Source organism: Dechloromonas aromatica RCB (assembly GCF_000012425.1).
Map to the genome: position 1 here is coordinate 3,569,236 of NC_007298.1, position 24,604 is coordinate 3,593,839.

The window sequence follows — 24,604 nt, forward strand, 5'->3', positions numbered from 1 at the left end:
ATCAGGAGACAAGCCGATGCAAACGCCCGGATTCAGCACCCTCACCATCACCCTCAGCGAGCACATCGCCGAGGTCTGCCTCGACCGCCCGGACAAATCGAATGCAATGAATGCGGCGATGTGGCAGGAAATCCGCCAGGCCTTCGACTGGGTCGATAGCACGCCGCAAGCCCGCGTCGCGATCCTGTCCGGGGCCGGCAAGAACTTCTGCGCCGGCATCGACCTCGCCATGCTGGCCGGTGTTCAGCAACAGATCGCCAACCCGGACGGCGCCCGCAGTCGCGAAGCCTTGCGCCGCCTGATCCTCGACCTGCAGGACTGCCTGAGCAGCATCGAGCGCTGTCGCAAGCCAGTGCTCGCCGCCATCCAGGGCGCCTGCGTCGGCGGTGCGCTCGATCTGGTCACCTGCTGCGACATGCGTTACGCCGCAGCAGATGCCATTTTCTCGATCAAGGAAATCGACCTCGGCATGGTCGCCGATGTCGGCACTCTGCAACGCCTGCCTCGCCTGATCGGCGACGGCATGGCCCGCGAACTGGCCTACACCGGCCGCAACGTCGATGCAGCCGAAGCTGAAAAGCTGGGGCTGGTGAACCGGACTTTCTCCACCCCGGCCACATTGTCGGCAGAAGTCCGCCAACTGGCGCTGGGCATCGCTGCCAAATCCCCGCTCGCCACGCGCGGCCTCAAGGAAGTGATGAACTACAGCCGTGAGCATTCGGTCAGCGATGGCCTGAACTACGTCGCCACCTGGAATGCGGCGATGCTGCTTTCCGCCGACCTGAACGAATCGATCACCGCCCAACAACAACGCCGCCTACCGAAATTCGCCGATTAAGGCAGCTCTCTGCGTGTTAGCGCTAGTGCCCAGGGGGTGATGACGAAGTAAGCAGCACCTCCCGGGCAAAAAAAGACCGGCTAAGCGCCGGTCAATGCATGGACGACTGGCGCTTGTTATTTCTGGGAAAGCACCCAGGTAACCAGCTTCTTCGCTTCGTCAGGGGTCACATTGTTCGGCGGCATCGGGATTTCACCCCAGACGCCCTTGCCACCGGCCTTGACCTTGGCTGCCAGTTTGTCGACTGCACCGGCATCACCCTTGTACTTGGCGGCAACATCCTTGTAGGCCGGGCCGACCAATTTCTTGTCGACGGCATGGCAGGACATGCAGTTCTTGGCCTTGGCCAGTGCCTCGTCGGCAAAAACCTGGCCGGAGACGCCAAGACCAACGGCAAACATCATTGCAATATGAACAGCTTTCATTTGGATAAACCCCTGGTTGAAATAATGCGAGGGCGTAATGTCGCGGCTGGAAAAATCGGCGCTTTGATGGGAATCAAAAGCCGGCAAAGGCACGGCCGGATGGGGCTCCGCGCAATTCGCCGAATTGATCAGCATCAAGACCAGACACCCTACCGCCCCGCTCAATCGCCTACTTGGTCAGGCGTTCAAATAACTTGACGGTGGTGTCGACGCTGCGCAGCAAGCGCTCGCCTTCAGCCATGACCAGGCGGGCATGTTGGGTCCTGGCAGCATGGCTGAGGTCCGGGCACAAGGAGCGGATGAACTTTTGCCATTGGCTGGCCACCACCCGAAGCTGGGCAGCCACTTCAGGCGGCGTATTTCCGGTTTTTCCCAGGGCTTGTAGATTACTTTCGAATTCCAGGCAGGAAGGCGGTATCAGCGCAGCAATTCTTGGGTCCAGACTGGCCCACTCGCGAAACAGGAAGAACTTGCCGATACGCTGTGACAGCATGCGATTGCGGCCGGCCATATTGACGTAGTGCGCTTCGGGCAGCCCACCCAGACCGGCAGCACTGCCGGTCAGCGCATCGGTCGCCTCGAGCAGTTCCTCGCTCAGTTCGAAGACCTCTTCAACCCGCTGGGCGGAGATCTCTTCACTGTCCATCAGTTGCTGGTAGCGCGGCCAAAATAGCTTGACCAGGGCCAGTTTCTCGGTGAGATCCGGGGCCAGTTCGAGTTTGTCGAGACGGGCCAGGTTGCGCTCGAATTCCTTGTCCAGCTGCCGGAGTTTGATCAGCGCCTTATGGGGCGCAATAGCGGAAACCATCATGCCCCATGCAATGGCCATGCGCTGCGAAAGCACGCGCAGACGGCCACACATGTTGACCAGGGTGCCAACCGACAGCGGCGGCTCGGCAGTCAGTGCATTGCCTTTACGCTTTCGGCCGAAATTGAGCCGCTGTTTGGTGTCGCCGCTGACCGTATCGAGCAGGGCGGCATTCTGAATATGGACTTTGCGGCCATCGACGACGATAACGCCGTTGTCGCTCAGTTCGCGCAGGTTGCGGGACAAGGACTCCGGCGTCATGCCGATGCGCGCCGCGATCACTTTTTTGCTGGCCTTGAGAACGACGGTCGTCTCGCCGGCCAGACCAGCTCGTTCGCCAGCCGTTTCGAGCAGATAGTCAAGCAAGCGCTGGGCACCGGTCAGGCCGTAATGGTGACTGGTCACATCGAATTCGGTCGCGAATTGCCGACGGGCCAGAGCCGTAATGATCCGGCAGCTCAAGTCAGGATAATTTTGGGTGGCCTCACGCAACTTGCGGATATCGATTGCCACCAGCAAGGCCTGCGTGATGCCGCAACAGGTGGAGGCATAGTGAGTAGCGCCGAATATTTCGCCCAGACTGAGCAGTTGCTCGCTCTGCACGAGTTCAATGACCTTGATCGCGCCCCCGGGAATGGTCGCACTGCGCTTGACACTACCATGGAACAGCAAATGCGCCTCACGGATCGGTTCACCGGCTTCATAAAGCGCCTGGTTGGCGGAAAGTTCGACCAGGCGGCTCGCGGCGATCAGTTCGTCGAGCAAGGCAGGCGACAGGCCAGCGAAGAACTGGCTTCCGGAGAGCAGTTCGCGCTGGGCTCGACGCGGATCGTTAAAGCGAACGTTCAATTGGTGTGTGCTTCCTGACGGTTTTTTCCTGGCAACATACTAAGCAAAAAGGCAAGGGGACATAACTCCTCTCTTGGAGGAGTCATGCCCCCTCTTTAGTCTTAGTAGACGTCGTGCTGCGTATTGAAAACGTTGAACTTGCCGGTTGGCGTGACCAGCTTCGGATCACGGATGACGGCCTTCAGCTTGCGCGTTTTGTCATCGACCACCACGATGGCAGATTCCTGATCCTTGCCGTTCCAGACGGAGAACCAGACTTCGTCACCGGCCTTGTTGTACTCCGGCTGGACAACGCGCTTCGGACCATCCTTGATGCCCGACCATTCGCCGATCGGGATCAACTCACTACCCTTTTCCAGGTTGTTGATATCCCAAACGGCCACTGACTGGCTGATACCGGCTTCCGGATTGAGCGTGGTATCGACCCACAGGTTCTTCGACTTCGGATGCGTTTTCAGGAACAACGAACCACCGCCCAGCCCCTTCAGCGTGCGGACAACCTTCCAGGCATTGTCCGGATGCTTTTTCGGATCGGTGCCGATCAGCGTGATGCTCTCGTCGCCGAGGTGGCCCGTTGCCCATACCGGCCCGAACTTGGGATCGATGAAGTTGGCGCCACGGCCCGGGTGCGGCGTCTTGCCGACCGGAACCAGTTTCTCCAGCTTGCCTTCCTTGGTATCGATGACCGCGATCTTGTTGGAGGCGTTGGCAGCATCCATGAAGTAGCGATGCGTGGACTCGAAACCACCATCATGCAGGAAGGGAGCGGCTTCGATCATCTTGATCTTCAGGTTGTTCAGGTCGCGGTAGTCGACCGAATAGACCATGCCGGTTTCCTTCACGTTAACGAAGAATTCCGGATTGAAGTGCGAGGAAACAATGGCAGCGACACGCGGCTCGGGATGGTAGTCCTGCGTGCCGACGGTCATGCCGCGGGTGGCAACGATCTTGCGCGGCTTGAGCGTGTCGCCATCCATGATCACGAACTGCGGCGGCCAGTAGGTACCGGCAATCGCATACTTGTCTTCAAAGCCCTTGGCCTTGGAGCTTTCAACCGAGCGTGCTTCCATGCCGACCTTGATTTCAGCCACGGTATCCGGCTTTTCCATCCACAGGTCGATCAGGTTGATCTTGGCATCGCGGCCGATCACGAACATGTAGCGACCGGAAGCCGACATACGCGAGATATGAACGGCATAGCCGGTGTTCAGGATACTGATGATCTTCTTGCTGTCACCGTCGATCAGCGCGATTTCGCCGGCATCGCGCAGGGTGACCGAGAACATGTTCTCCAGGTTGATGTTGTTCATTTTCCGCTTTGGCCGCTGATCGACCGGGACGATGACCTTCCACGAGGCTTCCATATCCTTCAGGCCGAATTCTGGCGGGGCCGGTGGCGTCTGCTGGATATAGCGGGCCATCAGGTCGACTTCATCGTCGGTCAGGATGCCGGAGGTGCCCCAGTTCGGCATGCCGCCGGCCGAACCGTACTTGATAAAGACCTTCAGGTATTCCAGCCCCTTTCCCAGGGTGATGTCGGGAGTCAGCGGCTTGCCGGTCGCCCCCTTGCGCAGCACGCCGTGACAGCCGGCACAGCGTTCGAAGAAGATACGCTTGGCCTTGTCGAACTCGGTTTCCGACATCTTGGGCGCCAGCGGGTTGATATCCTGGTGCATCTTCACGTCAGCCAGCGGCGAACCGCCAGCCGCCTGGTAGTCGCGCATCGCGCCATCGCCGTGTTCGGACGGCGTCCCGGCAAAGGCGAACTGGACCAGCATCGCCAGGAGCGGCAATGCCGCAAGGCCGCTACGTTTGAATTTTCTTGAAATCATGACTCCCTTGACCCTCTCAAAATTTGAATAAGGACCGGCACTCTCGCAAGCCTGAGCTTTGCTTCTTTGACCAAAATCAAAGGGATCAGGAAGCACCAATTCAGGCGCCCCCCGGACGATTTTGGTCTTGATAACAATCAAGCTGCGACAAAGCGGGCAATCCAACACCGCCCCAACGGGCAGGAGAAATGACCGGGATTTTCTTTCCTGAAAAAGCAAAAGGCCCGACCGGCGAACCGGTCGGGCCTTTTGCGCTTTTGCGAACGCTCGCCGCTTACTCTGACGCTTCGGCGACTCGTCTTGCCCTGACGGCAGCTGCCAGTTTCTCGAGCACTTTCAGGCTGTCATCCCAGTTGATACAGGCATCAGTCACGCTCTGGCCGTAGGTCAGCGGCTTGTCCGGCGAGATGTCCTGGCGGCCTTCGACGAGGTGCGATTCGACCATGACGCCAACAATGCGGTCTTCGCCACCGGCGATCTGCTCGGCCACGCTGTCGCAGACTTCCATTTGCAGCTTGTATTGCTTGCGGCTGTTGCCGTGCGAGAAATCGACCATCAGCCGGGCGGCGAGGCCGGATTTAGCGATTTCGGTGCATGCGGCATCGACGCTGGCCGCGTCGTAGTTCGGTTCCTTGCCGCCGCGCAGGATGACGTGGCAGTCCTCGTTGCCCATCGTCGACACGATGGCGGTGTGGCCGGACTTGGTCACCGACAGGAAATGGTGTGGCGAGTTGGCCGAGCGGATCGCATCCACGGCAATGCGCATGTTGCCGTCGGTGCCGTTCTTGAAACCGACCGGGCAGGAAAGGCCGGAAGCCAGCTCGCGGTGCACCTGCGACTCGGTGGTGCGCGCACCGATGGCGCCCCAGGCGATCAGGTCGGCGGTGTATTGCGGCGTGATGGTGTCGAGGAACTCGGTGGCGCAAGGCAGGTCCAGCTCATTGACCTCAAGCAGGATGCGGCGGGCCAGACGCAGGCCTTCGTTGATGCGGAAGGTGTTGTCCATGCGCGGATCGTTGATCAGGCCTTTCCAGCCAACTGTGGTCCGCGGCTTTTCAAAATAGACGCGCATGACGACGATCAGGTCCTCGGCGTATTTCTCGGCTTCCTTGGCCAGTTTCTTGGCGTAATCCATGGCCAGTTCGTAGTCATGGATCGAGCAGGGGCCGATGACGACCAGCAGGCGGTCGTCGGCGCCATGCAGCACGCGGTGAATTGCCTGGCGGGCGACATAGGTCGTTTGCGCCGCCCGAGTGGACACCGGATACTCGCGGAAAACGTGGGCTGGCGGCACCAGCTCCTTGATTTCCTTGATGCGAAGGTCGTCGGTATTCGGTTTACTTTGCGGCATCATGGCCTGCCCCATTCAAATATTGCTGGAAACCCGGCATTCTACCGGATGAGCATGGAAGATTTCGACCTCTCCCCTTCTGCGGAAATTCCGGCCACGCCGATTAAGGGGCGCGGCGCGGTAAGTAATGTCGACCACCGCTTCAGCACCGACACCCGGCAAAACATGGCCGACGGCTGGGAAGCATCTGAACCCGCCTTGCCGCAAACCCGCCTGCTGGTCGACCGTGCGAAAAGCATCATCAGCCGAAATGACTCACCCGATCTCGGTTTCGACCAATCGCTGAATCCCTACCGGGGGTGCGAGCACGGCTGCATCTACTGCTATGCCCGACCGACCCATGCCTATCTGGGCCTGTCGCCGGGGCTGGATTTCGAAACGCAAATTTTCGCCAAGCCGGATGCCCCCCGCCTGCTGCGTGAAGCACTGGCCAAGCCCGGCTACGTATGTTCGACCATCGCCCTCGGTACGGCAACCGATGCCTACCAGCCTTTCGAGCGCCAGGAGGGCCTGACTCGCGCCGTGCTGGAAGTACTACTCGAAACGCGGCACCCGGTCAGCGTGGTGACCAAGTCCTCGCTGATCATTCGCGACCTCGACCTGTGGACTGAACTGGCGCAGCAAAATCTGGCCCATATCGCCATTTCGCTGACCACTACGAACGGACCGCTGGCGCGCCAACTCGAACCACGAGCCAGTGCCCCGCACGCCCGGCTTGAAGCGATGGCAAAACTGAGCGCTGCCGGCATACCGGTTTCGGCATTCATTGCCCCGCTGATCCCCGGCATCAACGATCACGAACTGGAAAAATTGCTGGGCGCCGCCCGCGAACATGGCGCCAGCCATGCCAGCTACACGCTGCTCCGCCTGCCCCACGAGGTGGCCGGACTATTCCGGGAATGGCTGGAATGGCACGCCCCCCAGAAGGCGGCGCGGGTCATGTCGGTGCTTTACGATCTGCGCGGACAGCGGGCCAATGACCCGAATTTCGGCAGCCGGATGACCGGCCTCGGTCACTTCGCCAAACTGATCCGCCAGCGTTTCGAACTGGCTTGCCGACGCCTCGGACTGAGCGAGTCCCCACCTGCCCTCGACACCTCGCAATTCATCCGAGGCGCCAGGATAGAGCGGAACGGTCAGCTCGATTTATTCTGACTGTCTTGCCAGGCAGGCGGCCCGCCCCCTACTTTGCCAGCTTCTCGTACATGCCGACGACGCCGTCCATCACCTCAAGGATTCGCTCGCTGGTCGTCGCCACGTTGATCTGACTGCTCTTCTTGTCGACCTCGCGCCCGGCCAGGGCATTCTCGAAGAAAGCCCATTGCTGGCGTGCCAGTCCCAGCTCATCCTTGATCGCTTGCGTATTGACTGGTGCCGCCGCCAGTTCATCCAGCTTCTGGACAAACTCGGCCTTGTCTTTGTTGATCTCGCCCTGTGCGTTGGCCGGTGCCACGCCCCACGCCACGGCCAGGAAATACTTGCTCATGCGTTGGGACAGCATGCGCTGACGGCCGGACACGTTCACCAGCCCGCCCTGGGCACTACCGGCGTAGCTCGTCAGTTGCCCGGTCGCCTTATTGGCGATGGCGACGAGCTGATCGCTGACCTCGACAATTTTTCGGGCGTTCTCCGGCGACACCTTGCTGCCGAATAGCAAATCCTTGTAGCCAATCCACGCCTTCTCCAGGGAAACGTAGGTCTCCTTGATTTCCGGGGTCGGCGCATAGTTTTTCAACTCGATCAGACGGCGATCGTAAAGGCCGGAAACACTCTCCAGCTGGCGCCTGGAGCGATCGGTTTCGATGCCCATGCCAGTCTGGAGGTAGAGACGGGCCATCCGGTGCGCCTGAAAGCGCAGGGAGCCCGCCTTGTTGATGGCTGAATTGCTATCGCCGATCTGGGCCAGCGCCTCGCCGCCCGCCATGCCGAGAACGGCAGCAAACATCAAACTGAAAATGATCTTCAAGGGGCCTCCGGCATGAATTGTCTTTGGAATAAGACAATAGCAACCCCGAGGCTGGCTAAACCATGATGAAAATCAACAATGTGCCACGACTGTAAAATTGCCGATCAAGGCAACTGCGTCAGGTAATTGGCAACGGCCGCGATATCTTCGTTTTTCAAGGTCGATGTTGCGATAGACATCAACTGGTTGTTGCGAATTCCCGTACCGTCACGATAACGGGCGATTGTGGTCTGCAGATAAGGTAGTTTCTGCCCAGCCAGGCGGGGGAAGAGTTCATTCCCACGCGCCTGCTCGCCATGACAGCGAACGCACAGCTTGGTGAAAAGCTCCTTGCCGTGAGGCACCTTGGCGCTATCCGCCGCCGATGGAGGCACCGTGACACTGGCGTAATACAGCGCAACCTGGACGCGCTCCTCGTCCTTGAGGACCTTGATCAGCCCTTGCATGAACTGATCCTTGCGCTCACCGCTGCCAAACTTGCGAATCTGCTCAAGCAGATAGGCCGGATTTTGACCAGCCAGATTCGGCACTTCGGGGGTTTTGCTGACCCCGTCTTCGCCATGGCAGTTGGCGCAAAAGAAGGTGGCTTTCTTGCCGGCTTCGACGGCAGCCTTCAAGGCTGCCGGGTCGGCCTGTACCGTTTTCAGCCGCTCCGGCGCGGTCGGCTGAGAGAAAACCGTTGTCGACACAAACAAACCGGCCAGCAAAAGAAATGAACGCATCATACAATCCCACCACAATGTGTAGGGATTATGCCGTGCCTCCGACGGTGAGTCCATCAATCCGCAAAGTCGGCTGCCCGACACCGACCGGCACGCTCTGGCCATCCTTGCCGCAAGTGCCGACACCGGGGTCGAGCTTGAGGTCGTTACCGATCATCGAGACGCGGGTCAGCGCATCCGGACCATTGCCAATCAGCGTCGCTCCCTTGATCGGGCGGGTCACCTGGCCATCCTCGATCAGGTAGGCCTCGCTCATCGAGAAAACGAACTTGCCGCTGGTAATATCAACCTGGCCGCCGCCGAAATTGGCCGCGTAGATACCCTTCTTGACCGACTTGATGATTTCAGCCGGATCGTGCTCGCCGGCCAGCATCATGGTGTTGGTCATGCGCGGCAGCGGCAGATGGGCAAAAGATTCGCGACGCCCGTTGCCGGTTGGCGAAACACCCATCAGCCGGGCATTCAGGCTGTCCTGCATGTAGCCCTTGAGGATGCCGTCTTCGATCAGCACGGTACGTTGGGTGGTGTTGCCTTCATCGTCGATGTTGAGCGAGCCACGACGATCGGCAATGGTGCCGTCGTCGATCACGGTAACGCCCTTGGCGGCGACGCGCTGGCCGAGACGGCCGCTAAAGGCCGAACTGCCCTTGCGGTTGAAATCGCCCTCCAGGCCGTGGCCAACCGCTTCATGGAGCAGGATGCCGGGCCAGCCGGAACCGAGCACCACCGTCATCTGGCCGGCCGGGGCCGGGTCGGCGTGCAGATTGATGATCGCCTGATGCACCGCTTCCTTGGCGTAGCGCTGCAGGATCTCGTCGTCGAAATAGCCAAAGTCGAAACGGCCACCACCGCCGGCCGAACCTTGTTCACGCTTGCCGTTTTCCTCGACGATCACCGAAATGGAACAGCGGACCAGCGGACGAATATCGGCGGCCAGACGGCCATCGGAACCGGCGACGAGGATCACCTCATACTCCCCGGCTAGCGAAGCCATGACCTGCATCACCCGTGGATCGAGCGAGCGGGCAAAACCTTCAAGACGTTCGAGCAGTTTGACCTTGGCATCCGCCGGCAGGGAAGCGATCGGATCGTGCGGCACATACAGCGAGCGGGCCGCCGTCGTGGCTGAGAGTGCCGGCAGAATGCCGCTCTGGCCGGCCGCGGCAATCGCCCGCACGGCCTTGGCGGCATCGCCCAGCGCCATGGCGCTGATGTCATCGGAGTAGGCAAAGGCCGTTTTTTCGCCGGACAGGGCGCGAACGCCAACGCCCTGGTCGATATTGAAGCTGCCCGACTTGACGATGCCTTCGTCGAGACTCCAGGCCTCTGAACGGGAATACTGGAAGTAGAGGTCGGCGTAATCGACCTGATGCGTCAGGATCTGGCCAAAGGTCCGCGTCAGGTCGCCTTCGGTCAGAGAGAAGGGGGCCAGCAGCAGGGATTCGGCTTGCGCCAGCGCGCTGTTTTGCATCATGGATACTTCCTTAAAGTTTGCGATGTGCGAGCGCCGGCAGGCTCTCGCGAATTTCGGCGATACGTTGGTGATCGAGGTCGGCGATGACCACGCCCGGCCCCTTCAGCTTGCGGTCGAGGATTTCACCCCAGGGGTCGATGATCATGCTGTTGCCGTGCGTCATCCGGTCGTTTTCATGGCGGCCGCCTTGTCCGACAGCGAGAAGATAACATTGGTTCTCGATGGCCCGGGCGCGCAGCAGGATTTCCCAGTGCGCCCGACCGGTCGTTTCGGTGAAGGCGGCCGGCACCAGGATCAGGTCGACCGGGGCCAAAGCCCGGTATAACTCCGGGAAGCGCAGGTCGTAGCAGATCGACAGGGCGATGCGACCATAGGGCGTATCCACCGCGACGGGTTGATCACCCGGCTCGATGAAGCTGGCCTCATCGTAGGACTCATCGCCCTTCTTGAAACCGAACAGGTGAATCTTGTCGTAGCGTCGTACGCACTCGCCAGCCGGGTTGAAGACCAGGCTGGAATTGCGCATCTTGTCGGGAGTGCTGGCGGCCAAAGGAATCGAACCGGCAAATAGCCACAACTGGTAGCGCCGTGCCGTCTCGGCCAGCCATTCCTGAACCGGGCCATCCCCGAATTCCTCACGCGCCCGCACCCGGTCGGCATCGGCCGCCCCGATGATCGGAAAATACTCGGGCAGCACCACGAGTTGGGCGCCCTGCTCGACGGCTTGGTCGACCAGTCGCCCGGCGGTGACCAGGTTCTCGGCGACACGCGGCCCGGAAACCATCTGCAAGGCGGCGATGCGGCAATTCTGCTTGATCAAGGTTTGCTTTCCATGGCTGGTTTGCTTTCCACAGGTTTACTCTCTTCTTCGGGCTTCGGTTTAAGTCCCGGCGGGGACTCGCCGGCCTTGTCGATCTTCGGATCGGCCCAGGTACCGGTGACATGATAACGATAGCTGAACAGGCGGTTGAGCGGCTTTTGCAGCACGGTGTTGGCAACCAGCGCCGCCGCCCCGACCACCGGGTTGATCAACGCCGCCGTACCGACGGCCGCCAGCCCGCCCAGCTCAGGCCGGACGACGACTTGCAGATCCTGCGTCTCATTCTTCAGATCGGTTTCGCCCTGCATCTCGACCTGGGCGGCCGGACCGCTGATCCGTAGCGGCTCGGTGGTCCGCATGACGCCTTTCCGAATGGCCAGCTTGGCATCGATGCTGTCAAATGCCAGGCCATCGCTGAAAATGTCGCGAAAATCGAGCGTCAGGCGACGGGGCAAGGATTGCAGCGAAATCAGGCCAAGCAGCTTGCCGACACCCGGTTCCAGTTTATTGAACTGCCCCTTCTCGGCCTCGACCGTCATCTGCCCGGTCAGCGAGGGGTAATGGATGCCGGTCAGCGGGCCGCCCCATTGCAGGTCGCCAGTTAGCTTGGCGCTGCCCCGACGCACCGTATCGGCGTAGCCCAGCCGGTCCAGCAATTTGCCGATGTCCTTGGCCGCCAGATCGAATTCCAGCCGGGTCTGATGTCGCCCGTTATTGATCCAGACGCCCTTGCCCTTCAGGGCGCCATCCGGATTCTGCAAGTTCAGGGTATCGAGGTGCCACGCCCCCTTGTCGTTACGCGCTTTCAAATCCAGTTTGCCGAGCGCCTTGTCGCCGATGTAAAAATCCTCAACGACCAGACTCATCCCGGGCAGCGAGTTGATCAAGGTCGTGCTGCCTTCGCCGATTTCGGTAGCCGGCCGCACCACCAGTCGCTTGAAGTTGCCTTCGACCCAGCCTTCGCCAGCGCTTTTCCAGAAGACATCGCCAATCGCCTCGCGGGTGTTGAGACCGATCTGCCAGCCACCATCGCGTGGTCGCAGGCTGACATCGACCTGGTTGTAGTCACGCTCGAACAGACGCAGTTGCGGCGTTCTCAGCGTTACGACATTCAAGGCCAGGCCACTGCCATCCGTTGCCGCCCCGTTTCCGTTATCGGGCAAGAAATTTTTCCAGGCATCGGCATCGATCCGCGGCACCGCGACGCGAACAGCCAGCCCCTTGTCGGGCAGACGCGGCTCGGCGTCGCCGACGGCGAAAACACCACGCTCCCAGTTATCCAGCCGGCGCACGATCACCCCCTGGCCGATCTTGCCGAGCGTAATCCGGTATTGCTCGCGCTGGGCATCGGGCGTGGACCGCTCGATACGCAAGGCCAGCGGCGTTGTCGCGTTCTTGTTCAGCGGTTCGGGCAGCGGCGAGCTGACGCCCAGCAGATCCGACTCGACCACGACCTCGGCATTGCGGCGGCGAATGTTGATGTCGGCCTTCCAGCCAGCGCTGCCCGTCAAATGGTTGATCAGCGGCCAGCCGAAGTGCTTGCTCACCTCGCCGATATTCGCCGTGCCGCTAGCCACCACGCCGACTTTGTCACCGGCGCTTCTGACCAGAACCTTGAGCGGTCCGCCGAATACCCGGCCGCTGATGTCCTGGGCGACCACCGAACTCTCGGTCAGCAGCAGTCGACCATTGACCTGGGTCAGCGGCGGCAGACCGGCCAGGGGCTGCAACTGGTTGTTCTGAAAACGATAGTCACCGCGCATCTTGGTATCGAGCGCATGGCGCAGCGGGATGTCGAGTTCGAGGCTCAGGCTGCCATTGCCCACCGCCTTCATGCCATCGGTGAAGTGATCGATCTTGTCGGAGACCGGGCTCTGTTCCATGAAGCGGAAGAATTCCGTGGTTGGCCCCTGAGCGAGGCCACGCACGAGCAGCATTTCCTCCTGCGATTCGAAATCGGGAATATCCACCGTCACCCCCGATAGTCCGGCGCCGAGGATACGCCCCTTGCTGGCGACGATTTTCATGCCAGTACCGAAACTCATGTCGGCATCGATATGTTCGATGGTCGGCCAGCCCGCCGCGTAGTCGATCTTGGCCTCGGTGGCCTTGGCGGTGACGATGAACTTGCCGCCCTTGCCGTCACGGAACGGAAAATCCTTGAGATTGCCCTTGAGCACCAACCGGCCATCGTAGCCATGCCCGGCAACAATGCCGCGCTTGAGCCAGTTCCGCGCCTCGGCATTGACCACATGCGGCATGTAGCGCCAGACGGCACGGCCGTCGGCACGGTCGACACTGGCCGTCAGGTCGATTTCGCCGGGCCCTTCGCCGGTGTAGCGATAAGTCCCAAGGGCCGAACCAGCCGCATCGGGACCGGCAAATTCCAGTTTTTCCAGCTTGATAGCGACAGCCTCGGCCGAATTTTTCCAGCTGGCCCGGGCTTTCAGGGCATCCAGCGCAATATCCGGCTCGGGGAAAATGGCAGGCAGCGACAAGCCGGAGGCGCCGGAATTCAGCGTCAACTCACCACCTTTTTCGGTCAGATCGATATTGCCGGACAGCCCCGAAGCCCCGGGAAAATAGCGATCCGCCTCGATGCCCAAATCGCGGAAACTCGTCTTCAGGCTGTAGCGTTTGAGGGTCTCGCCATCCAGCGCCCAGCTTGCCTTCAGTTCAGTGATGTGACCCTGCGGACGATGGCGGGTCAGCAGGTCCCGGCTCTGGGCATCCAGCGGCATGTAAGAGGCGAGATGCCCCAGCACCGACAAATCGAGGAAACTGGCACTGGCGTTGCCGCTGATCGCCGCACTCTTCGGGTCCTGTCGCCATTCAACCTTGAAATCGGTTGGTGCAATACGGATGCCATCCTGCGTCAGCAACTCGACCTTGTGGCCAGCCAGCGCCCATTCATCCGCCTTGTAGCGACCCTCAAGGCGGCCGCGCATGCTGGCCAGATCGAGTTCCGGCAGCTTGCGACCGAGGCTGATACGCAACTCCTCCAGCGCCACATCGGCGGTCAGCTTGCCGGCGCCGTCGGCAATATCGCCCCAGATGCGCAAGGCACCTCTGCCCTGCGGCAGATGTACCGGGTAATCGACCCACGGTTGCCAACCGGCCAGATCGGCGTAATCGAGTTCGACAAAGACCTTGCCCGACAAATTGTCCAGCGCTTCACCAAGATCGCCCTTGACCTCGCCGCGAATATCGATGCGTGCCGCCAGCGCATCCGGCGGCGCCGCCGATAGCCCGAAGCGATGACGGCGACCGCTGTTATCGAGGGCAAACTGCAAATCTTCCAGCACCAGCGGCGGCGCCTTGCGCAACCGGTCATCCCAGACAATGGTGGCATCGCGGATGCGGATGCGCTTTTGTTCCAGCACCCATTCGGCAAAGGCCGGGTCGCTCTCGCCCTCGGTATCCATACCGGCGACGGTCAGCTTGCCGTTGGTTTCCCGGCGCACATGCAGCACCGGGCCGTCGAAGGCCAGCAAGGCCAGGGTCGGTCGCAGGCGCCACAGCGTCTGCCAGGACAGCACCCCTTCCACCCGCGCCAGCGAAAAGGCCGGTACCCCCTGACGATCGGCGAGCACAACGTCGTCGAGCACCAAATCCGGATTCAGCCCCTGCCAGTGTGCCTCGATCCGACCGATCGTGACCGGCTGCCCGACCGCCCGTGACGCCGCCTGCTCGATCTGCACCCGGTAGTCGGCAATTTTCGGCAGCACGGTATAACGCAAGGCCAGCACCAAAACGGCAAAGACCAGCCAGGCAGCCAAAACACTCCAGCCCAGGATGCGCAAGCCGCGACCGACCGCCGGCTTGGCCAGAATAGGCCACAGCCAATGCAGGCGGTGATACAACCCGATGCGAACGTCCGGCGAAATTACGCTGGAATTTTGGCGCCGCGGTTCACTCACGCGTCAAGCCGCTTTGCCATGGAAGGTAATAGGTCACTACAATCAGGAGATAGCGAAAACCAACATTCTATCCTTTTCGGCTAAACCGCCGACCGACCATCATGGACACCACCCTCGATCCCCGCTGGAAAGCCGCTGTCGACCACAGCCGCTATCTGGCCAATCTGCTTAATTCCCGCCCGGACCTGATCCCGGAGCTGGCCGCCACCTGGCAGCAGCCACTGTCCGAGGAACTCCTGCTGGCGCCGCTGCAGCGGGAATTTGCCGACGACGATGCTGTCCGTTCCGTGCTGCGCCGCCTGCGCCATCGCGCCATGGCCCATCTTATCCTGCGCGACCTGGGCGGGCTGGCGCCGCTGGCCGAGATTGTCGAGAGCATGACCCTGCTCGCCGACGTGACGACCAATTTCGCGCTCGACTACTACCACCGCCAGCTGGTCGCCACCTATGGCGAGCCGCTCGACAAGCAGGGCCGCCCGCAGCGCCTGCTGATCATCGGCATGGGCAAACTCGGCGGACGTGAGCTGAATGTCTCATCCGACGTCGATTACATCTTCATCTACCCGGAAGACGGCGATACGGCTGGCCCGAAGAGCATCGAGAATTTCGACTTCTTCACCCGCCTCGGCAAACGCATCATCGGCGCCCTTGGCGACCTGACCGCGGATGGCCAGGTCTTCCGCGTCGACATGCGCCTGCGACCGAACGGCGATTCCGGCCCGCTGGTCTGCTCGCTCGATGCACTGGAGAACTACTTCATCACCCAGGGCCGAGAATGGGAGCGCTACGCCTGGATCAAGGGGCGGACCATGAATGCCGGCGCCAATCTACAACCCGAGTGGGTGACGGCGATGCAGAAAATTGGCCGGCCCTTCGTTTTCCGCAAGTATCTCGACTTCGGCGCCATCAACGCCATGCGCGACCTGCACGCGCAAATCCGCCGCGAAGTGGCACGCAAGGACATGGCCGACCACGTCAAGCTCGGCCCGGGCGGCATTCGCGAAATTGAATTCATGGCCCAGGTTTTCCAGCTGATTCGCGGTGGCCGCGACATGGCGCTGCAGATCCGGCCGACGCTGTCGGTGCTGGCGCTGCTGGTCGACCGCAAGCTGATCCCGGCCGAGACCGAGCAGGAGTTGCGTGAAGCCTACGTCTTCCTGCGCCGCCTTGAACACCGACTGCAGTATGTCGAAGACAAGCAGACGCACATGCTGCCACTCGAAGACAGCGAAAAGGCCAAGATCGCCCGCAGCATGGACTTCCCGGACTGGGCCTCGATGCTCGCGGTACTCGACGACCATCGCAACAAGGTCAGCCGCCACTTCGAAGCCGTCTTCTCCGATCCCGAGGCCGGCGAACATCCGCTAATCGGCCTGTGGCAGGGGCAGATGGACGAAGAAACCGCCATCGAAGCCTTCGGCAACCTTGGCTTTCGGCACCCGCGCGAGGCCATCACCCGCCTGGCCGAACTGCGTGCCTCCAGCCGCTACCAGCAGCTGCCGGCCACCAACCGCTCCCGCCTCGACGCGGTCGGTCCACGCCTGATCGAAGCCGCTGGCGCCACCGGCGCACCCGACACGACATTGGCCCGCGGCATCACCTTCCTCGAAGCGATTGCCCGCCGCGGCTCGTATCTGGCCCTGTTACAGCAGTACCCGATGGCGTTGCGGCGCGTCGCCGACATGATCTGCGCTTCCAACTGGGCGGCCGAATACCTGAACCGCCACCCGCTGCTCCTCGACGAACTGCTCGACCCGCGCCTCTACGAAATCGCCACCGACTGGACTGGCTTCCGTGAAAATCTGCGTGCCAACCTGGCCCAGCATGCCGGCGATACCGAACGCGAAATGGACATCCTGCGCGAAGTGCACCACGGCCAGGTTTTCCGGCTGCTGGCCCAGGATCTGGCCGGCCTGCAGACCATCGAGCACCTGTCCGACCATCTGACCGAACTGGCCGATACCATCGTCCAGGAAACCCTGCCGCTGTGCTGGAAAACGATCAAGAAACGGCATTGCGAAACGCCGAAGTTTGCGATCATCGGCTACGGCAAGATGGGTGGCAAGGAGCTGGGCTACGCCTCTGACTTAGACCTCGTCTATCTCTATGAAGACGACGATCAGGATGCCCCGGAAAACTACACCCGCCTCGGCCAACGCCTGAATTCCTGGCTATCGAGCCAGACCTCGGCCGGCATCCTGTTCGAGACTGACCTTCGACTGCGCCCGAACGGCGACTCCGGCCTGCTCGCTGTCTCGGTGGACGCTTTCCGCGACTACGAGCTGAACAACGCCTGGGTCTGGGAGCACCAGGCCCTGACCCGCGCCCGCTTCTGCGCCGGCGACCCGGCGGTCGGCCAGCGTTTCGAGGAAATCCGCTGCGAAATCCTGCGCCAGCCGCGCGACCTCGCCAAACTGAAGGAAGAGGTCGTCGCCATGCGCCGCAAGATGCTCGACGCGCATGCCTCGAAGAGCGAAACCGAATTCGGGCTCAAGCACGACATCGGCGGGATCGTCGATGTCGAGTTCATCGTCCAGTATCTGATCCTTGGCTATGCCCACCAGCACGCCAGCCTGACCGGCAATCTCGGCAACATCGCCCTGCTGCGCATGGCCGGCGAACTGGGTCTGATCGATCCGCTACAAGCAGAAGCCGCCGGCAACGCCTATCGCGAATACCGGCGCCTGCAACACGCCAGACGCCTGTCAGCCAACCCCAAGGCCCTGGTGCCGCGCGAAGCGGTGGAACCGCACATTGCGGCTGTCGAAACGCTCTGGGAGAGCGTTTTCAGCACCCGCTAGGGCTCGCTCAGCGGCGGTCGTCGTCATCCCGGCGCCTTGAACGACGCTCGTCACGCTGATCGTCGCGACCACGATCATCGCGCTGGGCACCTGGCCCGCGCTGCTCGGGTGCAGTTCGCATTTCAGGCGGTCCCCGCCGGTCCATGTCCTGGGCTGGCGGCTGGCGGTTATCCATCTCTCGGCGCGGGGCCGGCGCTTGCTGCGGCGGTGCCTGATAGCCGCGCTCCTGACGATATTGCGGCGCCTGCTCGTACCGAGGCGCCTCGTATCGCTCATTACGTGGCGCCGGCGGAGGCATGCTGCGCGCTCCGCTGTCATGCTCCCAGCGCCCTTCGTATTGCCGCCAAGAATTGCCGTCGCGCTCCCAGCGCGGGGGCTGCCAGCGATAACCGGGGCGCGGTGCGTCCCAGTAGCCAGGCACCCATTCGTGACGGTGGCCGGTCCAGTTCCAGTAGCCGCCGATCCAGATATAGCCAGCCACTGGTGCATAACCCGGATGCTCGACGCGCGGCGGCGGTGGTTCGCGATAGACCGGCCCCGGCGCGACGATGCAGCCGGCGAGAACCGTGCTCGCAGCGGCCAACGCCGCGATAAATAGTTTTTTCTTCATGGCTTGAGCCTTGGTTATTGAATGCACTGTTCAGCTTAACGCGCCAGTAGCCGATGCGGATATATCGCCGCCTGCTTCTGTTAAGAACTTTTGCCCCTCCGACGCCTGGGCAGGCGCAAAAAAAGCCGCCTTGGGCGGCTTTTCTGTCTCGAAAACGAGATTATTTTTTCAGCGAATCGCGAATCTCGCGCAGCAGCAGCACGTCTTCCGGCGTGGCCGGGGCTTCGGCCGGAGCAGCCGGCTCTTCCTTGCGCATGCGGTTCATCTGCTTGACCATCATGAAGATGATGAAGGCCAGGATAATGAAATTAACCAGAATGGTCAGGAAGGAACCGTAGGCGAATACGGCAATCCCCGCTTTTTTCAGGTCGGCCAGCGCCGTCAGATTGTTCGGATTATCACCGAGCACGAAGAACAGGTTGGAAAAGTCCAACTTGCCGACGACACGGCTGACCAGTGGCATGATCAGATCACCGACGATGGAGTCGACAATTTTGCCGAAAGCGCCGCCGATGATCACACCAACGGCCAAATCCATTGCATTGCCCTTGACGGCAAATTCCTTGAATTCCTGAATCATTCCCATACTGACCTCTCCGTTGATATTGAATTTTAGACGTTTTGATTATTCTCTTCGGCAAGGAACAAGGTCAAGCGCTTTTCATATTTTCAGGTTTCGTTACAGTGCTTTACAAAGCCGCTCGGCAGCGGCCCGCAGGGTTTCCTCGCGCTTGGCAAAGCAGAAGCGGACCACCTTGTCATCGCGGCCATCGGCATTGAAAACGGACACCGGAATCACCGCCACCCCCACCTCGCGCGCCATCCATTCGGCGAAGGCACGGTCGGGCAAATCGGAAATCCGGTCATAGCGTGCCAGCTGGAAATAAGTGCCGCGACAAGGCAGCAACTCGAAAGGTGTCGCCGCCATCAGTTGCCGGAAGAAATCACGTTTTTCCTGATAGAAGGCTGCCAGTCCGAGATGGCGCGAAGCATCCTGCATGTATTCGGCGATCGCCAGTTGCGACGGGGCGTGCACGGTAAAGACGTTGAACTGGTGCACCTTGCGGAACTCGGCCATCAACGCTGCCGGCCCGACCACGTAACCAATCTTCCAACCGGTGATGTGGTAGGTTTTGCCGAAGCTGGATACGACGATCGTGCGCACCGCCAGCTCCGGATGGCCACACAGGCTCGCATGTTGCTCGCCATCGAACAGGATATGTTCGTAGACCTCATCAGAAAGGATCACGATGTCGGTGCCACGGACCAGTTCGGCCAGCTTGTCGAGATCGGCCGCGGTCAGCAGGCTGCCGGTCGGGTTGTGCGGCGAATTGACGATGATCATCCGCGTCTTCGGCGAGATCAACCCGGCCACCTGCGCCCAGTCCGGGGTGTAATCGGGGAACTTGAGCTGGGCGTAGACCGCCGTGCCGCCGACCGTTTCGATCGCTGGCACATACGAGTCGTAAACCGGCTCAAAAACAAGCACCTCGTCGCCAGGCCTGACGAAAGCAGCAATGGCGGTGAAGATGGCCTGCGTTGCCCCGGCCGTAACGGTCACTTCCGATTCGACATCGAATCGGGTGCCGTACAGCGCCGCCACCTTGTCCGCGATGGCCTGGCGCAATTCCGGCAAACCGGCCATTGGCGCATACTGGTTGCGCCCGGCCAGCATGTGGCGGTGCATCGCGTCGAACAGCGCCGGCTCGGCCTGAAAATCCGGAAAGCCCTGCGACAGATTCACCGCGCCGCATTCGGCGGCGAGGCGGCTCATCACGGTAAAGATGGTTGTTCCCATGTTCGGGAAGCGGGAGTCGATGCGGATCGGTGTATCCATGGTGCGAGCGGGTGTTTTGGAAGAAGGCACTATGCCACAATGCGGACCATGAACATCGACGGCATCCCCACCCGCACCCTGCGCGCCCATCCCGACCGGCGCGCCATCGACATCATCGACCAAACCCGGCTGCCGCATGCACTGCACTGGGTCCGCGTCGCCACGCTGGAGGAGGCAGCCCACGCCATCCGCGCCATGCAAGTGCGCGGCGCACCGCTTATTGGCGCGACTGCGGCTTACGGCCTGGCCATTGCGCTTGATTTCGAGGCATCCGACCGAAGACTGGCCGAAGCGGTCGCCTTGCTCGGCGCGACACGGCCGACGGCCGTCAATCTGCACTGGGCGCTGGCCCGCATGGAAAACATCCTGCGCCCCCTGGCCCCGGAGGCACGCTGCGATGCTGCCTGGGCCGAGGCGGCCGCCATTGCCGAGGAAGACGTGGCGCAAAACGCCGCCATCGGCCAGCACGGCCTGAAACTGTGGAATGACCTGATCGTCGCTGACGGCCAGACCCTGAACATCATGACCCACTGCAATGCCGGCTGGCTGGCCACCGTCGACTGGGGCACCGCGCTGTCGCCGGTCTATGCCGCCCACGATGCCGGGGTGCCGGTACATGTCTGGGTCTCGGAAACCCGCCCGCGCAACCAGGGCCTGCTCACCGCCTGGGAACTGGAGCAGCACGGCGTGCCGCACACGCTGATCGCCGACAACGCGGCTGGCCTGCTGATGCGCAACGGCAAGGTCGATGCGGTGATCGTCGGCGCAGACCGCATTGCGGCCAATGGCGACGTCGCCAACAAGGTCGGCACCTACCTGAAGGCCCTGGCCTGCGCTGACAACGGCATTCCCTTCTACGTCGCGGCACCGCGCTCGACCCTTGATTTCGCCTGCCCCGAAGGCGCCAGCATCCCGATCGAGGAGCGCGACGGCGACGAATTCCGACTGGTGCACGGCCTCGACAGCCGCGGCGTACCATCCGCCCTGCGCCAGTTGCCGGCCGGTGAAGATGTGGCCAATCCGGCCTTCGACGTGACGCCGAACTGGCTGGTCAAGGCCATCATCACCGAACGCGGTGTCTGCCCGGCCAGCCGTGACGGCCTGCTGGCGCTCTATCCGGAGGAAGCACGTGGCTGACCTGCGCGCTCAACTGATCAGCACCGCCCGCGCCATGCAGCCGGCCGGCCTCAACCGCGGCACCGCTGGCAACGTCAGCGTGCGCAGTGGTGAGTGTTTCTACATCACGCCGACCGGCATGGCCTACGAGGCCTTGCGCGACGACGATATCCCGCTGATGGGGCTCGACGGATCGTACGTCGGCAGTCGCAAGCCCTCATCCGAATGGCGCTTCCACCGCGACCTCTACGCCAGCCGGCCGGAAGTCGGTGCCGTGCTGCACGCCCATTCGCCCTTCGCCGTCAGCCTGGCCTGCCTGCGCCTGGGCATCCCCTCCTTCCATTACATGATCGCCCGCTTCGGCGGCGACAGCATCCGCTGCGCCCGCTACGCCGTTTTTGGCTCGGAATCGTTATCCGCCGCCGCCATGGCCGCCATGGCCGAGCGCAAGGGCTGCCTGCTGGCCAACCACGGGATGCTGGTCGCCGGCCGCGACCTCGCCGAAGCACTGGCCCTGGCCATCGAACTGGAAGAGCTGTGCGAGCAATACTGGCGCGCCAGTCAGCTCGGCAGCCCGGTCTTGCTGTCGGCCGATGAAATGACCGAGGTGCTCGACAAGTTCAAGGGCTACGGTCAGCAATGAAGCAGCCACAACACGACGTTTCGCGCTGGGCCCACCAACACCAGTACGGCACCGGCAATGCGGCGGCCGAACGCGGCACGCGGGCAGTCATGTGGATCACCATCGCCACCATGCTGGTCGAAATCATCGCCGGCTGGTGGTTCAACTCGATGGCCGTGCTGGCCGACGGCTGGCACATGAGCTCGCACGCGCTGGCCATTGGCCTCTCGGCCTTCGCTTATGGCGCGGCGCGCAAGTACGCCAGCGACCCCAGTTTCGCCTTCGGCACCTGGAAGATCGAAGTACTGGCCAGCTATACCAGCGCCATCTTCCTGCTCGGCGTGGCTGGTGCGATGGTCTTCGGTTCGCTGGAGCGCCTGTGGCAGCCGCAAACAATCCACTACCCGGAAGCGATGGGCGTTGCCATCTTTGGCCTGGCGGTCAATCTGGTTTGTGCGCTGATCCTCGGCCAGGCTGGAGATCACGGCCATCACCACCACGACGATGGCCATGCCCACCATCATCACCACGACCTGAACCTGAAAGCCGCGTATATCCACGTCATCACCGATGCGCTGACCTCAGTGCTGGCGATTGCCGCGCTGGCCGGCGGCTGGTTCTACGGCTGGGCCTGGCTCGACCCGGCGATCGGACTGGTCGGCGCCGTGCTGGTTGCGCTCTGGGCGAAAAACCTGATTTTACAAAGCGGCCGCGTGCTGCTCGACCGCGAGATGGACCATCCGGTGGTCGCCGAAATCCGCGAGGTCATCGAACAACTACCGCTAGCCGGCAGCACGCAACTGACTGACCTGCACGTCTGGCGCGTCGGCAACGGCGCCTACGCCTGCGCACTGAGCCTCCTGACCCACGATCAGGCCCTGACACCGTTGCAAGTTCGCAGCGCCCTGGGCGTGCATGAGGAAATCGTGCATGCCACGGTCGAAATCCACCGCTGCGACCTTTGCTAGCACTCCGCTAGCAAAGCACTAAGACAGTTCGTGCCGCTCGCGCTCGATCCGGGCGATGTAGCGCTGGATACGCGTTTCGTCGCCACTCGACAAATCATTGAACTGCATGCCGATACGCCAGTGACGGGCACCGCTGCGGCGTTCAAGTTCCAGCGTATTACGGATCGTCGCACTGAAAAACATATCCTTGCCGTCACCGGGCAGGGAAAAATGGCAGTTGGGGAGCACCACGCCGGGCATCACCCCCTCAGGCAGCACGGCCGCATCGACCCCGAGACCTGAAATCGAAATGTCATGGACCGGCAGTTTGAGCAGGCTACCGTCCGCCAAGCGGCCGAAAAACTCCAGCGGATTGACCCGCGGGGTTTCGACGCGAAAATATTCCCGACGCTGCAGGCGCACGATGTACTGCGGCAAGGCAACGGCAAACGCCTTGCCGCCTTCATGGGCCACTTCACGGGCAGCACCAGTAGTAAACTGAACGTGCACTCCTCCCGGCCGGCCGATGAAGATATTACGGTCGCTCCGCAAAAAGCGCTGGTTGGACTCGACGCTGCCACTGCAATCGAAAATCAGCAGCCCCTTCTCCGGCTCCACTGCGAGCGGGGTGGTCAGGAACATCTCCCCCCCGGCCCCGAAGTGCACCGAAAACGGCTCACGCTCCTTGGCAAATCCGGCGATCAGGAAAGCCACCGGTTTTGTTCCCATGACACGGAAACGCGCTTCGATTTCGGCTTCGGACAACTGGGCAATCTGGGTCATAACTTTTCCAACACGCGTAACAGCGAGGACGTATCGTCACGCCCCCAGCCCTGCGCCATCAGCGCATTCAATTGTTGATCAACGACGGCGGCGAGCGGGACGGGAACACCGCTCTGCCTGGCCGCTTCGAGCACCAGACCAAAATCCTTGTGATGCAGGCGCGCCTCGATGCCGGCCGAAAAATCACGCCGCACCATGCGCTCCCCCATCACATCCAGAACCCGTGACGCCGCAGAACCGCCGGCCAGCGCCTGCCGGACCTTGGCGCAATCGACACCGGAAGCCGTTGCCAAGCGCATTGCCTCGGCCGCAGCTTCGATGGCGGCGACCATGATCATCTGATTGCAGGCCTTGGCCACCTGCCCAGCCCCGTTCGGGCCGACGTGAACTATACGCTTGCCCAGGCAATTGAGCAGCGGCCGAACGCGTTCCAGCACCTCGGCCTCGCCGCCGGCCATGATCGCCAGTGTCGCATCGATGGCCCCCTGCGCGCCGCCGGATACCGGCGCATCAAGCATATGGATGCCTTTTTCGGCCAGGCGTGCCCCGACATACCGCGCCGACTTCGGGGCGATCGTCGAACAGTCGACCAGCACCGAACCGGCCACCATGCCTTCGCACAGCCCCTCCCTGCCGAGTGCCACCGCCTCAACGTCGGCACTGGAGGTAATCACCGTAAACACCACCTCGCAGCAGCGCCCAAGTTCGGCCGGCGTGGCGCAGACCCGTGCCGGCAGATCGCCAATACTTTCCGGCCGCCTGGCCCAGACGGCCAGCTCGTGGCCGGCTCGTTGCAAATGCAGGGCCATTGGACGCCCCATGACGCCCAGGCCGATAAATCCAACCTTCATGATCCTTGAAACCTTAGCTGGACGCAGCTGAC

20 protein-coding genes are annotated in these 24,604 nt (G+C 61.8%); 6 read left to right on the plus strand and 14 right to left on the minus strand.

The features are described 5' to 3' along the window. Positions 1-16 precede the first annotated feature (16 nt). Entirely contained in the window at positions 17-838 is an 822-nt protein-coding gene (locus tag DARO_RS16975) for a crotonase/enoyl-CoA hydratase family protein (RefSeq protein ID WP_011289045.1), read from the plus strand. A gap of 116 nt (positions 839-954) precedes the next feature. On the opposite strand, the gene DARO_RS16980 is transcribed toward DARO_RS16975, so the two are convergent. From DARO_RS16980 to aroG, 4 genes are all read right to left on the minus strand, one after another. Further along, positions 955-1,263 (minus strand): c-type cytochrome, encoded by a 309-nt coding sequence (locus tag DARO_RS16980; protein ID WP_011289046.1) that lies wholly within the window; start codon positions 1,261-1,263, stop codon positions 955-957. Between the two features lie 169 nt (positions 1,264-1,432). Beyond that, positions 1,433-2,920 (minus strand): type IV pili methyl-accepting chemotaxis transducer N-terminal domain-containing protein, encoded by a 1,488-nt coding sequence (locus tag DARO_RS16985; protein WP_011289047.1) that lies wholly within the window; start codon positions 2,918-2,920, stop codon positions 1,433-1,435. Between the two features lie 101 nt (positions 2,921-3,021). Then, positions 3,022-4,752, minus strand: coding sequence for a nitrite reductase (locus DARO_RS16990; protein WP_011289048.1), 1,731 nt, complete (start codon positions 4,750-4,752; stop codon positions 3,022-3,024). Between the two features lie 274 nt (positions 4,753-5,026). Next, positions 5,027-6,106 carry a 3-deoxy-7-phosphoheptulonate synthase AroG gene (gene aroG / locus DARO_RS16995; protein WP_011289049.1) on the minus strand — a complete coding sequence of 360 codons (1,080 nt, stop codon included), beginning with the start codon at positions 6,104-6,106 and terminating at the stop codon, positions 5,027-5,029. 51 nt (positions 6,107-6,157) lie between these two features. On the opposite strand from aroG, the gene DARO_RS17000 reads away from it, so the two are divergent. Then, entirely contained in the window at positions 6,158-7,258 is a 1,101-nt protein-coding gene (locus tag DARO_RS17000; RefSeq protein WP_041225179.1) for a PA0069 family radical SAM protein, read from the plus strand. 28 nt (positions 7,259-7,286) lie between these two features. On the opposite strand, the gene DARO_RS17005 is transcribed toward DARO_RS17000, so the two are convergent. The 5 genes from DARO_RS17005 to DARO_RS17025 form a co-directional block, all read right to left on the minus strand. Beyond that, on the minus strand, positions 7,287-8,069 hold the full coding sequence (locus tag DARO_RS17005) for a type IV pili methyl-accepting chemotaxis transducer N-terminal domain-containing protein (RefSeq protein WP_049758760.1): 783 nt from the start codon (positions 8,067-8,069) through the stop codon (positions 7,287-7,289). Between the two features lie 104 nt (positions 8,070-8,173). Beyond that, positions 8,174-8,791, minus strand: a complete 618-nt coding sequence (locus DARO_RS17010) for a c-type cytochrome (RefSeq protein WP_497462992.1) — start codon at positions 8,789-8,791, stop codon at positions 8,174-8,176. 28 nt (positions 8,792-8,819) lie between these two features. After that, positions 8,820-10,265, minus strand: coding sequence for a metalloprotease TldD (tldD, locus tag DARO_RS17015; protein ID WP_011289053.1), 1,446 nt, complete (start codon positions 10,263-10,265; stop codon positions 8,820-8,822). Between the two features lie 10 nt (positions 10,266-10,275). Then, the gene (locus DARO_RS17020; RefSeq protein WP_011289054.1) at positions 10,276-11,085 is read right to left on the minus strand and encodes a carbon-nitrogen hydrolase family protein; all 810 of its coding nucleotides are present in this window, start codon (positions 11,083-11,085) and stop codon (positions 10,276-10,278) included. Next, positions 11,082-15,005 carry a YhdP family protein gene (locus DARO_RS17025; RefSeq protein ID WP_011289055.1) on the minus strand — a complete coding sequence of 1,308 codons (3,924 nt, stop codon included), beginning with the start codon at positions 15,003-15,005 and terminating at the stop codon, positions 11,082-11,084. Before DARO_RS17025 ends, DARO_RS17020 begins: the two co-directional genes overlap by 4 nt. Positions 15,006-15,106: 101 nt before the next feature. Here DARO_RS17025 and glnE point away from each other — a divergent pair, with 101 nt between their 5' ends. After that, positions 15,107-17,806, plus strand: coding sequence for a bifunctional [glutamate--ammonia ligase]-adenylyl-L-tyrosine phosphorylase/[glutamate--ammonia-ligase] adenylyltransferase (gene glnE, locus DARO_RS17030; protein WP_011289056.1), 2,700 nt, complete (start codon positions 15,107-15,109; stop codon positions 17,804-17,806). Positions 17,807-17,813: 7 nt separating this feature from the next. Here the strand turns inward: glnE and DARO_RS21925 are convergent, their stop codons facing one another. The 3 genes from DARO_RS21925 to DARO_RS17045 form a co-directional block, all read right to left on the minus strand. Continuing rightward, positions 17,814-18,416 (minus strand): YXWGXW repeat-containing protein, encoded by a 603-nt coding sequence (locus tag DARO_RS21925; RefSeq protein ID WP_011289057.1) that lies wholly within the window; start codon positions 18,414-18,416, stop codon positions 17,814-17,816. A 160-nt stretch (positions 18,417-18,576) separates the two neighbouring features. Further along, entirely contained in the window at positions 18,577-19,002 is a 426-nt protein-coding gene (gene mscL, locus DARO_RS17040; protein WP_011289058.1) for a large conductance mechanosensitive channel protein MscL, read from the minus strand. Positions 19,003-19,095: 93 nt separating this feature from the next. After that, on the minus strand, positions 19,096-20,253 hold the full coding sequence (locus DARO_RS17045) for a pyridoxal phosphate-dependent aminotransferase (RefSeq protein WP_011289059.1): 1,158 nt from the start codon (positions 20,251-20,253) through the stop codon (positions 19,096-19,098). 48 nt (positions 20,254-20,301) lie between these two features. Here DARO_RS17045 and mtnA point away from each other — a divergent pair, with 48 nt between their 5' ends. The 3 genes from mtnA to dmeF are packed head-to-tail and all read left to right on the plus strand — an operon-like array spanning position 20,302 to position 22,959. Beyond that, a complete protein-coding gene (gene mtnA, locus DARO_RS17050) occupies positions 20,302-21,390 on the plus strand; it encodes an S-methyl-5-thioribose-1-phosphate isomerase (protein WP_011289060.1) in 1,089 nt (362 codons plus the stop codon). Beyond that, positions 21,383-22,012 carry a class II aldolase/adducin family protein gene (locus tag DARO_RS17055; protein WP_011289061.1) on the plus strand — a complete coding sequence of 210 codons (630 nt, stop codon included), beginning with the start codon at positions 21,383-21,385 and terminating at the stop codon, positions 22,010-22,012. The genes mtnA and DARO_RS17055 overlap by 8 nt, the downstream gene beginning before the upstream one ends. Continuing rightward, the gene (dmeF, locus tag DARO_RS17060; RefSeq protein WP_011289062.1) at positions 22,009-22,959 is read left to right on the plus strand and encodes a CDF family Co(II)/Ni(II) efflux transporter DmeF; all 951 of its coding nucleotides are present in this window, start codon (positions 22,009-22,011) and stop codon (positions 22,957-22,959) included. Before DARO_RS17055 ends, dmeF begins: the two co-directional genes overlap by 4 nt. 18 nt (positions 22,960-22,977) lie before the next feature. Here the strand turns inward: dmeF and DARO_RS17065 are convergent, their stop codons facing one another. After that, the gene (locus DARO_RS17065; protein ID WP_011289063.1) at positions 22,978-23,721 is read right to left on the minus strand and encodes a flagellar brake protein; all 744 of its coding nucleotides are present in this window, start codon (positions 23,719-23,721) and stop codon (positions 22,978-22,980) included. After that, a complete protein-coding gene (locus tag DARO_RS17070; protein ID WP_011289064.1) occupies positions 23,718-24,572 on the minus strand; it encodes an NAD(P)-dependent oxidoreductase in 855 nt (284 codons plus the stop codon). Before DARO_RS17070 ends, DARO_RS17065 begins: the two co-directional genes overlap by 4 nt. Positions 24,573-24,604 lie beyond the last annotated feature (32 nt).

What these genes read in the sequence shown, in the direction of transcription:
- DARO_RS16975 (WP_011289045.1), top strand. Translation starts at nt 17, where the DNA reads ATGCAAACGCCCGGATTCAGCACCCTCACCATCACCCTCAGCGAGCAC.
- DARO_RS16980 (WP_011289046.1), bottom strand. Translation starts at nt 1,263, where the DNA reads ATGAAAGCTGTTCATATTGCAATGATGTTTGCCGTTGGTCTTGGCGTC.
- DARO_RS16990 (WP_011289048.1), bottom strand. Translation starts at nt 4,752, where the DNA reads ATGATTTCAAGAAAATTCAAACGTAGCGGCCTTGCGGCATTGCCGCTC.
- aroG (WP_011289049.1), bottom strand. Translation starts at nt 6,106, where the DNA reads ATGATGCCGCAAAGTAAACCGAATACCGACGACCTTCGCATCAAGGAA.
- DARO_RS17000 (WP_041225179.1), top strand. Translation starts at nt 6,158, where the DNA reads ATGGAAGATTTCGACCTCTCCCCTTCTGCGGAAATTCCGGCCACGCCG.
- DARO_RS17010 (WP_497462992.1), bottom strand. Translation starts at nt 8,791, where the DNA reads ATGCGTTCATTTCTTTTGCTGGCCGGTTTGTTTGTGTCGACAACGGTT.
- tldD (WP_011289053.1), bottom strand. Translation starts at nt 10,265, where the DNA reads ATGATGCAAAACAGCGCGCTGGCGCAAGCCGAATCCCTGCTGCTGGCC.
- glnE (WP_011289056.1), top strand. Translation starts at nt 15,107, where the DNA reads ATGGACACCACCCTCGATCCCCGCTGGAAAGCCGCTGTCGACCACAGC.
- DARO_RS21925 (WP_011289057.1), bottom strand. Translation starts at nt 18,416, where the DNA reads ATGAAGAAAAAACTATTTATCGCGGCGTTGGCCGCTGCGAGCACGGTT.
- mscL (WP_011289058.1), bottom strand. Translation starts at nt 19,002, where the DNA reads ATGGGAATGATTCAGGAATTCAAGGAATTTGCCGTCAAGGGCAATGCA.
- DARO_RS17045 (WP_011289059.1), bottom strand. Translation starts at nt 20,253, where the DNA reads ATGGATACACCGATCCGCATCGACTCCCGCTTCCCGAACATGGGAACA.
- mtnA (WP_011289060.1), top strand. Translation starts at nt 20,302, where the DNA reads ATGAACATCGACGGCATCCCCACCCGCACCCTGCGCGCCCATCCCGAC.
- dmeF (WP_011289062.1), top strand. Translation starts at nt 22,009, where the DNA reads ATGAAGCAGCCACAACACGACGTTTCGCGCTGGGCCCACCAACACCAG.
- DARO_RS17065 (WP_011289063.1), bottom strand. Translation starts at nt 23,721, where the DNA reads ATGACCCAGATTGCCCAGTTGTCCGAAGCCGAAATCGAAGCGCGTTTC.
- DARO_RS17070 (WP_011289064.1), bottom strand. Translation starts at nt 24,572, where the DNA reads ATGAAGGTTGGATTTATCGGCCTGGGCGTCATGGGGCGTCCAATGGCC.